The organism is Mycobacterium nebraskense, assembly GCF_002102255.1.
Taxonomy (GTDB): domain Bacteria; phylum Actinomycetota; class Actinomycetes; order Mycobacteriales; family Mycobacteriaceae; genus Mycobacterium; species Mycobacterium nebraskense.
The window spans coordinates 35,932-46,490 of sequence record NZ_LQPH01000025.1 but is presented as its reverse complement, the minus strand read 5'-3'; the positions used below and the strand labels follow the sequence as shown (position 1 = coordinate 46,490).

6 protein-coding genes and 5 pseudogenes are annotated in these 10,559 nt (G+C 59.1%); 10 read left to right on the top strand and 1 reads right to left on the bottom strand.

Annotated elements, in window-relative coordinates; all coding sequences use genetic code 11:
- Window positions 1-78: 78 nt before the first annotated feature.
- From AWC17_RS31845 to AWC17_RS31840, 3 pseudogenes are all read left to right on the top strand, one after another.
- Window positions 79-698 (top strand): annotated as a pseudogene (locus tag AWC17_RS31845) (DDE-type integrase/transposase/recombinase); the annotation flags it as partial.
- A 214-nt stretch (window positions 699-912) separates the two neighbouring features.
- Window positions 913-1,797: pseudogene (locus AWC17_RS03425) on the top strand (IS110 family transposase); the annotation flags it as partial.
- 210 nt (window positions 1,798-2,007) lie between these two features.
- Window positions 2,008-2,221 (top strand): annotated as a pseudogene (locus AWC17_RS31840) (integrase core domain-containing protein); the annotation flags it as partial.
- Between the two features lie 42 nt (window positions 2,222-2,263).
- On the opposite strand, the pseudogene AWC17_RS03420 reads toward AWC17_RS31840, so the two are convergent.
- Window positions 2,264-2,578: pseudogene (locus AWC17_RS03420) on the bottom strand (transposase); the annotation flags it as partial.
- 190 nt (window positions 2,579-2,768) lie between these two features.
- On the opposite strand from AWC17_RS03420, the pseudogene AWC17_RS34095 reads away from it, so the two are divergent.
- The 7 genes and pseudogenes from AWC17_RS34095 to AWC17_RS03385 all read left to right on the top strand — a co-directional run.
- A pseudogene (locus AWC17_RS34095) lies at window positions 2,769-3,130 on the top strand (metal-dependent hydrolase); the annotation flags it as partial.
- Window positions 3,131-3,636: 506 nt separating this feature from the next.
- Window positions 3,637-4,350, top strand: coding sequence for an MlaE family ABC transporter permease (locus AWC17_RS03410; RefSeq protein WP_085981747.1), 714 nt, complete (start codon window positions 3,637-3,639; stop codon window positions 4,348-4,350).
- A 110-nt stretch (window positions 4,351-4,460) separates the two neighbouring features.
- The gene (locus AWC17_RS03405) at window positions 4,461-5,222 is read left to right on the top strand and encodes an ABC transporter permease (RefSeq protein ID WP_371869965.1); all 762 of its coding nucleotides are present in this window, start codon (window positions 4,461-4,463) and stop codon (window positions 5,220-5,222) included.
- A gap of 6 nt (window positions 5,223-5,228) precedes the next feature.
- Complete coding sequence (locus tag AWC17_RS03400; RefSeq protein ID WP_007172259.1) at window positions 5,229-6,446, top strand: MCE family protein; 1,218 nt, start codon at window positions 5,229-5,231, stop codon at window positions 6,444-6,446.
- Window positions 6,443-7,486 carry an MCE family protein gene (locus AWC17_RS03395; RefSeq protein ID WP_007172260.1) on the top strand — a complete coding sequence of 348 codons (1,044 nt, stop codon included), beginning with the start codon at window positions 6,443-6,445 and terminating at the stop codon, window positions 7,484-7,486. Before AWC17_RS03400 ends, AWC17_RS03395 begins: the two co-directional genes overlap by 4 nt.
- Window positions 7,483-9,048: a virulence factor Mce family protein gene (locus tag AWC17_RS03390; protein WP_007172261.1), complete on the top strand. Its 1,566-nt coding sequence runs from the start codon at window positions 7,483-7,485 to the stop codon at window positions 9,046-9,048. The genes AWC17_RS03395 and AWC17_RS03390 overlap by 4 nt, the downstream gene beginning before the upstream one ends.
- Window positions 9,045-10,559: a virulence factor Mce family protein gene (locus AWC17_RS03385; RefSeq protein ID WP_007172262.1), complete on the top strand. Its 1,515-nt coding sequence runs from the start codon at window positions 9,045-9,047 to the stop codon at window positions 10,557-10,559. Before AWC17_RS03390 ends, AWC17_RS03385 begins: the two co-directional genes overlap by 4 nt.

The following is a 10,559-nucleotide window of genomic DNA, read 5'->3' as shown; positions in this document are numbered from 1 at the left end:
GCCCACAACGGATCTCGGCGCACCCCGGACCGCGTGTCGTTTACATCATCGACAGGACGCTGAGAACCTCAGATAACCAATGCGATTTTCAAGACGGCGTCGGCTTTCTCCGCGGCCGAGCTCGACCTGCCAACACACTAATCACCCAGTTCATCGCCGATCATCACGGTCACCGCGATGGCCCTGATGGTTTGCGGTGGGGTGTCGAGTCGATCTGCACACAGCTGACCGAGCTGGGTATGCCGATCGCCCCATCGACCTATTACGACCACATCAACCGCGAGCCCAGCCGCCGCGAACGCCGTGACGACGAACTCAAAGAACAGATCAGCCGGCTCTACGCCGCCAACTACGGCGTGTACGGTGCCCACAAGGTGTGGCTGGCGCTCAACCGCGAGGGCACTCCAGTGGCCAGATGCACCGTCGAGCAGGGTTTGCCTACGTCGCTTTCGCCACCGACGCCTACGCGCGGCGGGATGCTGGGCTGGCGGGTCGCTTCCACGATGGCCACCTCGATGGTCCTCGATGCGATCGAGCAAGCCATCTAGAACCGTCAACAAGAAGGTGTACTGATCTCAAAGACGTTGTCCACCAGACGGATCGGGGATCGCAGTCAATACACCTCGATCAGGTTCAGCGAACGGCACGCAGAAGCGGGCATCCAGTCCTCGGTCCGAGCGGTCGGCAGCTCCTATGACTGTGAGAATGTTGGCGGCTGTCTGGTCGCCTGACTCGTGTTATGACTGACCCAGCGGTATGGGTGTCCTGGCTGTTGATCTGTCGTCCAACGGGCGGTCGTTCCACCTCGTGCTGACCGAGCGGGCAGTGACCTCATAGAAGCCTGACCACACCAGGTCCCATCGCAGTCCCGTCACCCGACCGGCCAGCCTCAACAACCCGCTGAAGGTCGCAATGACAAGCATGGCAACCACACCTCGCCGCGGTCGAGTCGTGATCGGTGTTGATACCCACAAGTTCGTTCATGTCGCCGCCGCGTTCGACGACTTCGGCGCGGTGCTTGACACCGGAACGTTCCAAGCCGACCGCGCCGGCTATGCCGAGCTGATCGAATGGGCTAGCCACCCGGGCCACATCCTGACCTTCGCCATCGAAGGCACCGGCTCCTACGGAGCCGGCCTGACCGCAGCCGTGCGTCGCAGCGACATCGGTGTCGTGGAGGTAATGCGCACCGACCGGCGCGACCGGCGGCTGCGCGGCAAGTCCGACTTCCTGGACGCCGAAAACGCCGCCCGTGCCGTGCTTGGTAGCCATGCCACCGCCACCCCGAAGACCGCCGATGACACCGTGGATATGATCCGACAGATCAAAATCGCCAAAAATATTGCGGTCAAAGCCCGTTCGGCAGCGATGATCTCGCTGAAGACGGTCATCGTTAACGCCCCAGACGAGCTGCGTGAACAACTGCAGCCCTTGTCCAAGATGGCCCTAATCCGCCGCTACGCCGGCCTGAGGCCAGCTGGCATCAGCACGGTCGAAGCCGCAACCAAGCACACCCTGCGCTCGATCGCCCGCCGCTGGCAGCATCTCAACGAGGAGATCACTGAACACGAGAAACTACTCGCCCAATTGGTCACCGAGATCGCGCCAGAGTTGACCGCAGCATTCGGCATCGGCGCCGACACCGCCGCCGAGATGCTCATCGTCGCCGGCGACAACCCCGACCGGATCCGTATTGAAGCCGCGTGGACCAAGCTGTGCGGCGTGTGCCCGATCCCAGCCTCCACCGGCAAAACCGTTCGCCACCTGCTCAACTGGGATGGCCACCGCCAGGCTAATGCGGCGATCTACCGCACCGTCATCGTGGGCATGCAACACCATCAACCCACCCAGGCGTACCTCGCAAGACGCACCGCCGAAGGCAAGTCCAAGGCCGAAATCATCCGGTGCTTAAAACGCTTCCTTGCCCGTGAGATATGGGCCTCGTGCATCCACTGCGCACCACTCCACAAGCCGAAAAACCAGCCGCTTGACGGATATAGGAGCATCAATGCACTAGCCGAGACGGTCAACGGCCTGTACAAGACCGAGCTGATCAAGCCCGGCAAGCCCTGGCGCTCCATCAAGGACGTCGAGCTGGCCACCGCACGGCGGATCGACTGGTTCAACCACCGTCGCCTCTACGAATACTGCGGCGATATCCCCACCAGTTGAACTCGAAGCCGCCTATTGCACTCCACGCCAGAGACCAGCCGCTGGCTGAAATCTCACATCAGAAAGTCTCCGGACTCACCGGGGCGATTCAGGTGGCGGACAGATCCCTGCCGCCGAACGCGGCGACTTCGTCTTGCCACTGGGCGGTCAGCCGGGTAATCGTGGCTGCCGACAACCCGGCCCCCGACCCAGGAACTGCTCCAGGGCTCCGGCCTGAAATCCCCGCTGGATCGCCCATGCAGGTACAGCAACGGCAACACCTCGGCCATCTGCGGCGACTTACGCGCTTACGCCGGCACGATCGTCGACGAGAACCGCTGCCGCTCAACGGTATCGGGATCAATACGTTTGTCATTGACCCGCGGGGCCTGCACCTTGACCGCCCCCCCGCGGTCAGCACGTCGCGGGGCTAGCGTTGCGCACCCTGTCGCTTCGCAGTACTGTAACGCCCGACACCCTGTACTGTCAGTATCCGAAACTAGAAGTTCGGGGAAAAGGTAACCTTCGTGGTCGACGGGGGCACAGGCTAGATATATAGGGGGTCGTGACCACTATGAGTGCACCGAGTGGGGTCTCGGTATCCGAGGACTCGGCGGATATGTTTCTCGGTGGGGGGAGGGCAGCAACTATTATCGTGGATGACGACATCATCTTCAGCCACTTTCTGGCGAACTTGTCGGGGTCGTTCCCGCCGGGGGAGGAGTTGTTCATTCGGTCGGTGCGCCGGTTTGCCGATGAGGTCACCGATCCTGGGTTGAAGAAGCGGGTGGCCGGGTTTATCGGTCAGGAATCGGTGCATGGCCAGCAGCATCGGGCGCTCAATGACAAGCTCGTTGACATGGGGTATCCGATTGGGTGGTGGGATTCCGAAAAGTTTGTTGATTGGGTGAAACGCATCGAGGAGGTGCTGCCGGCCCGGATTCCGCTGGCGGTGACAGCAGCCGCAGAACACTTCACCGTGGGTTCGCGACCTATGGATGACCCGGTGATCACGGCCAGAGTCATTCTCGTCGAAGACGTCCGGGATCAGACCTTTTCCAGCGTTGGGAGCTGGCGGCGTGTTTTCGCAGATGCCATTTCAATTCGGCAAAAGGCCGTGCTGAGAGGCCGTTCCAATGGTTTGAGTTCATCGTCCAAGTTGCGGTTTTTGATGCAGATGTCGACCCTGCCAACCATCGCAGCTTCTTCGTCCCTGGCGGCGCTAAGCATCTTCACGCTCAACGTGTTGTTGTGCAACGTCGGCACAACGGACATCTCTGGCGCGAGCGATGGGTTGAGCGCTACCACCCAGTATGGTCTGCTGGTCACGGTTTCGGCGGTCGCGCTGTACGTTGATCGGCTGCTGCAGCGCGACGCACGTGGTGCTGTTGTCGAGGGGCATCGGTGACGGCATCCAACGGTTTGTCGGTATACCTTCGTGAACAACTGCGGAAACCGCTAGGGCAGGTGGCCAGCTTCACTCAGATGTGTGTGCTAACCGGCAAGGCGCTTGCACGTCCGTTCCAATGGCGCGAATTCATCCTACAGGGTTGGTTTCTACTCGGTGTGTCGTTCCTGCCAACCGTTATGGTCGCAATTCCGCTCACCGTGCTAATCATCTTTACGCTGAATATCTTATTGGCCGAATTTGGGGCCGCCGACGTCTCCGGCGCTGGGGCTGCGCTCGGCGCCGTCACTCAACTGGGCCCCCTTGTGACGGTGCTCGTGGTCGCTGGCGCAGGTTCTACTGCGATTTGTGCGGATTTGGGCGCTAGGACTATTCGCGAGGAGATCGATGCGATGGAGGTGTTGGGCATCGACCCGATTCATCGACTGGTAGTTCCCAGGGTGGTTGCATCGACCATTGTAGCCCTGCTGCTCAATGGCGCGGTGATCAGTATCGGGCTGGTCGGCGGGTTCTTGTTCGGTGTGTATATCCAGAATGTTTCGGCCGGCGCATACGTTTCGACCCTAACCTTGATTACTGGATTGCCCGAGGTGCTGATCTCGATTGTGAAGGCCACCTTATTCGGGCTTATTGCCGGGCTGGTGGGTTGCTACCGCGGGTTGACAGCCGGCGGGGGAGCCAAAGGGGTGGGCACAGCAGTCAACGAAACGTTGGTTCTTGCGGTGGTCGCATTATTTGCGGTCAACGTGGTGCTGACTACCATTGGTGTGCGGTTCGGAACGGGGCGTTGAGATTGGCTTCCCCGACGGTCGTGCAATCACGTTTCCCACGCGCTTGGAAGCTAGGCGCCGGATGGGTCGGCGCTCCTGGCCGTGCGCTCGACGCCTCTGGTGATGTCGCGCTGTTCGTCGGCGAAGTGCTCCGTTATCTCGGGTTTACCCTAAAGAATTACCGAAAGGAAGTCTTGCGCCTGATCGCCGAGATCGGCATGGGCACTGGCGCAATGGCCGCCGTCGGCGGCACGGTGGCGATCATCGGCTTTGTGACGCTATCGGCCGGTTCGCTGATTGCGATTCAAGGGTTCGCCTCGCTAGGCAATATCGGCGTTGAGGCGTTCACCGGTTTCTTCGCCGCGCTAGCGAATGTGCGTGTGGTGGCGCCAATCGTAACTGGCACTGCTTTAGCCGCGACCGTCGGGGCCGGTGCTACAGCGCAATTGGGCGCCATGCGGATCAGCGAGGAGATTGATGCGCTTGAGGTGATGGGAATCAAATCAGTTTCGTATTTGGTATCTACCCGAGTTATTGGCGCCTTCATCGTCACTATCCCACTATATTCGGTCGCGGTCCTCCTCTCGTTCTTTTCCGCCCAGCTGGTGACAACTTTGTTCTATGCGCAATCAATCGGAACGTATGACCATTACTTCAACACTTTCCTGAGGGTTAACGACTTCTGGTACTCTCTTGCGGAGACGGTCGCCATTTCGGCAGTCGTGATGTTGAACCACTGCTACTACGGATACAACGCCAGCGGCGGTCCGGTTGGAGTCGGCGTGGCAGTCGGGAGATCGATGCGCGCATCGCTAATCGCCATCGTAATGGTCGTGCTAATGGCTTCGTTAGCGATTTACGGCGTCAACCCCAACTTCAATCTCACGGTGTAAATTATTATGGCAACCACAAGCAAGCGGCTACGGCGACTTATTTCGGTCCGAAAGTTAGCGGGGCTGGCTTTGTGGCTCATCACCGCGGTCGTGCTGATCGTCGTCTGGGTCCAGTTCCGGGGTGGCTTCACACCCAAGATAACCTTAACAGCATTGGCTAGCCGGTCGGGTTTGGTCTTGGATCGGGGGGCGAAAGTCACTTACAACGGGGTGGAGATCGGCCGGGTGGGCAGCATCAGCGAGGTGGAGCGTGACGGAAAGCCGGCGGCCAAGCTGCTGCTGGAAATTGCGCCAAAATACGCCGGGCTGATCGCGCTAAACGTAAATGCCGAAATTACAGCCACCACGGTGTTTGGCAACAAGTACGTGTCGTTGAGTTCGCCCAAACAACCTGTGGCCCGGAAGGTTACACCGGCTGACATAATTGTGGTGAGGTCGGAAACAACGGAGTTTAACACGTTGTTCGAGACGGTCATGCAGATTTCAGAGAAGGTGGATCCGGTCAAGGTGAACTTAACGCTTTCGGCGGTGGCTGCAGCGTTAAATGGGCAAGGCGATAAATTCGGGGCTTCGATCATCAATGGAAACACCATACTCGATGACATCAACCCGCAGATGCCTCAAATCCGCCATGATATTCAACGGTTGGCGGATTTAGCCGATATCTACGGGGATGCCTCGCCGGATCTTTGGAGCGCCCTCGATAACGCAGTCACCACGGCGCGTACCTTCAACCAGCAAAAGAAGGATCTGGACGCCGCACTCTTGGCCGCGGTGGGGGTTGGAAACACCGGTGCCGACATCATTGACCAGAGCAGATCGGACCTGCAGCATGCGGTCAGCGACCTGGTGCCGGTGACTCAACTGCTTGACACCTACAGTCCGGAGCTTTACTGCCTTTTTCACCATGGCGCTAATGTGCTACCGAAAGTGACGGATGGGGAGAGCGGCAACGGTTACTCGGTAAGGTTAACAGGCACGATCTTGGGAGGAACAAATGCGTACGTCTATCCTGACAACTTGCCGCGAGTGAATGCTCACGGCGGACCGGGCGGGAAACCGGGATGCTGGAAGACCATTACCCGCGATCTGTGGCCTGCTCCGTACTTGGTAACGGATAGCGGTTCCAGCATCGCGCCATACACCCACTTTGGAATCCCGCAACCGCAGGCCAATGAATACGTGTGGGGCCGCCAGTGGGGGGAGAACACGATCAACCCATGAAAAAAATCACCGCTACGGCAGTGAAGTTTAGTACTGCCGTATTAACTTTAATTGCCGTGACGGTCATCATTGTCGTGGTGTTCGCCCAGTTGCGCTTTAACAAGACCTCCAGCTACACGGCCGAATTCAGTACTGCGAGCGGCTTGCGCGCCGGCCAGTTTGTCCGTGCCTCCGGGGTGGAGATCGGCAAAGTAAGCAGCGTACGGATCACGGAGGGCGGTCATCGGGTGCGTGTGGACTTCGAAGTAGACCGTTCGGTGCCGCTTTATCAGTCGACGACCGCGTCCATTCGCTATGCCGACCTACTTGGGCAGCGCTACGTAGAACTTAAGCGCGGCGACGGTGAAGGGATGGATCGGGTGTTGCCGCCGGGTGGGTTTATCCCGCTGTCACGTACGGAGCCAGCCCTGGATTTAGATGCACTGATCGGTGGTTTCAAGCCGGTGTTTCGCGCGCTCGATCCCGACAAAGTCAATACGATTGCGACCGCGATCGTCACTGTGTTTCAGGGCCAAGGTGGCACGATCAACGATATCTTGGACCAGACGGCGCAACTAACCGCGCAGATCGCTGGACGTGACCAGGCAATCGGTGAAGTCATCTCAAACCTTAACGTCGTGCTAGAGACCACGGTCAAGCATCGCAAGGAATTCGACCAAACGATCGACAACGTCGATAAGTTGATCACCGGGTTGAGCAATCAAGCCGATCCGCTCGCGGCCAATGTCGCGCACATCGGTAATGTGGCCGGCACGCTGGCGGATCTGTTGTCAGACAATCGGCCACTGCTGCAGAAGGCCGTTGGCTATGTGCAGAATACCCTCCAACCGCTAATTGACCGGCTCGACTACGTCGACGGGGTGTTACGGGACGCCCCACAATCTGCGAAGCGTGTCGCGGGTATCGGGGGGCTTTATGGCGACTTCTTCAATTTCTACGCGTGCGACGTCACGCTGAAGGTTGATGGCCTGCAGCCTGGCGGGCCCGTCCGTACCGTGAAGCTTTGGAGTCAGCCGACGGGGAGGTGCACTCCGAAGTGAGAACCCTTCAAGCAATCAATCCGTATCGGATGGGGGCGATGGGAATCATCGTTGCAGCGGTGGTGACCGGAGTAGGGCAAAGCTTCACCAGCATTCCGATGTTGTTTGCCCAGGCAACCTATTACGGAGAGTTCAAAGACACAGGCGGGCTGAACAAGGGCGATAAAGTTCGCATCGCTGGGGTAAATGTCGGCGAAGTGCAGGGATTTACGATCAATGGCAACCATGTAGTCATGAAGTTTTCCATCGGCTCCAATACAATCGGATCTAAAAGCCGTCTTGCGATCCGTACCGATACCATCCTGGGGAAGAAAGTGCTCGAGATCGATCCCCAAGGCTCCCGCGTGCTCCAACCAAATGCGACACTCCCGCTTGGGCAAACCACCAGCCCGTACCAGATCTACGACGCGTTCTTCGACGTCACGAAGGCGGCTACCGGCTGGGACATCAATACAGTCAAACGCTCCCTGAATGTGCTGTCGCAGACAGTTGAGCAGACTTACCCGCATCTGAGTGCAGCACTGGATGGTGTGGCCAAGTTCTCTGACACGCTAGGGAAACGCGACGAGCAAATCCAACGGCTGCTTGCTGACGCTAGGAAGGTGGCAAGCATACTCGGTGATCGCAGCAAGCAAATCGATCGGATTTTGGTTAACACGCAGATCGTTCTGGCGGCGTTCAACGAGCGCAAGAGTGCCATCGACGGCTTGCTGGGCAATATCGCCGCCGTTTCCGCCCAGTTGAAGGGTTTGATCGATGACAACCCGAATCTGCATAACGTTGTCGAGCAATTGAGGACGATTAGCGATCTGCTACTCAAACACAAAAAAGATCTCGTCGAGTGGGCGCCTAACGTAAGCTATTATGCGTCGGCTTTGGCGGAGTCGGTAGCGTCGGGTCCCTACTTTAAGGTGGCTCTGCTGAATCTTGCACCTTTTTGGATGACTCAGCCTTGGGTCGACGCGGCGTTCAAGAAACGTGGGATCGACCCTGAACAATTCTGGCGCAGCGCTGGTTTGCCCGCCTACCAGTTCCCCGATCCTAACGGCACCCGGTTTCCCAATGGCGCGCCACCGCCAGCTCCGCCGGTAAGGGAGGGCACCCCGGACCATCCAGGACCGGCGGTTCCGCCAGGCGCGTCGTGCGCTTACACCCCCGCAGAGGACGGTTTGCCGCGGCCATGGAACCCGCTTCCCTGCATGGGTTTGGGCGCCGGCCCTTTCGGTGGCCCGTCGACGATCGCGCCGTTTGACGTCCAAACGTCACCTCCCGACCCTAATGGGCTGCCACCAACACCCGGTATCCCGATTGCCGGACGACCTGACGAGCCCCCGCCGAATGTGCCAGGCACTCCGGTGCGGCTTCCCGTAAAAGCTCCACCAGGCGCGCGTACCGAGAACCTGGCGCCGGCCGGCCCGACATCACCGCCGTCGACCTTCGCGCCAGGACTCCCCCCGGGACCACCATTCCCGCCGGGCCCGGGCCCGCAGCTGCCGGGCCCATTCATCACCCCGGGCGGAACAGGAGGCAGCGGCGCTGCGACGGGAGGCAGCCAGAATTGAGTACTGTTTTCGATATACGCAAAATTCAACTCCCGAAGTTTTCGCGAACTGCAATCATCGTTGGGTCCTTGGTGATACTGCTGGCGTCTATTACGACGCTGGCTGCTCGGGATTTCTACGAAAAAATGACCAATAACACGGTGGTTGCGTATTTCCCGGAGGCAAACGCGCTTTATGTCGGGGACAAGGTCCAGATAATGGGTGTGCGAGTGGGCGCGATCGACAAGGTCGAGCCGTCGGGTGACAAGATGAAGGTGACTTTCCACTACGAGAAAAAATACAAAGTGCCCGCTGACGCCTCTGCGGTGATCCTCAATCCCGCGCTGGTCGCCTCGCGCGTCATTCAGCTGGAACCGCCCTATGAAGGCGGCCCATCGCTAGGAAATCATGCGGTGATCCCCATCGAACGAACACAGGTGCCGGTGGAATGGGATCAGTTGCGCAATGGTATCACGGACATTATCTCGAAGCTGGGACCTACGCCCGAGCAGCCCAAGGGGCCTTTCGGCGAAGTCATCGAATCTTTCGCGGACGGCTTGGCCGGCAAAGGCAAAGAGATCAACAGTACTTTGACCGGGCTTTCGCAAGCGTTGACCGCGCTAAATGACGGGCGTGCCGATTTCTTTGCCGTGCTGCGCAGCATGGCCTTATTCGTCAACGCGCTATATAAAGATGATCGGAATTTCGTCGCTTTAAATAAGGACCTCGCCGTATTTACCAGTTCACTTACCAGCTCAGATCCCGGGCTTGCGAAGGCACTGCAACAGGTAGACGATATGCTTCCCGCATTGCGAAAGCTTCTAGCGGACAATCGTGATGGGCTAACCCACGACATCAACACCCTCGCCGATGTGACCACCGCGCTGGTTCAACCCGAGCCGCTGAATGCGCTTGAAACGGCGCTGCATGTCTTCCCCCATTTTGCCGCCAACGCCCTCGCAATCTATGAGCCGGCGCACGGCGCGCTGACAGGTGCAATAGCCCTGCCAAACTTTGCCAACCCATTGCAGTTCATCTGCAGCGCGATGCAGGCCGGCAGCCGTATGGGATACCAAGAGTCTGCCGAACTGTGCGCACAATACTTGACGCCGGTTTTGGATGCGATCAAGTTCAATGGACCCCCGGCTGGCATCAACCTGTACCAAACTCCTGCTGTACTGCCCAAACATATCGCATATTCCGAGCCTCGGTTACAGCCTCCGCCGGGGTTCAAGGACACCACGGTCCCCGGGATTTGGGCGCCGGACTCGCCGTTGTCACATGGTAACCACGAGCCCGGCTGGGTCGTAGCGCCCGGTGAGCAAGGCCTCACAGTGGGACCGGCTACCGAAAGCTTGCTGACACCGGACTCGCTCGCTGAGCTGATGGGAGGCCCGGACACGACACCGCCGCCATCAAGGTTTCAGACGCCGCCGGGGCCGCCCAACGCCTATTCCAATATGGGTCCACCGCCGCCGGGCCCGCCACCCGCCGCTGACGCAGCATCAGTCGCGACAGGATCCGGCCAGTGA

Bases quoted from the DNA above. Each gene is read 5' to 3' on its own strand.
- AWC17_RS03410 (WP_085981747.1), top strand. From the start codon at position 3,637: ATGTGTGTGCTAACCGGCAAGGCGCTTGCACGTCCGTTCCAATGGCGC.
- AWC17_RS03400 (WP_007172259.1), top strand. From the start codon at position 5,229: ATGGCAACCACAAGCAAGCGGCTACGGCGACTTATTTCGGTCCGAAAG.
- AWC17_RS03395 (WP_007172260.1), top strand. From the start codon at position 6,443: ATGAAAAAAATCACCGCTACGGCAGTGAAGTTTAGTACTGCCGTATTA.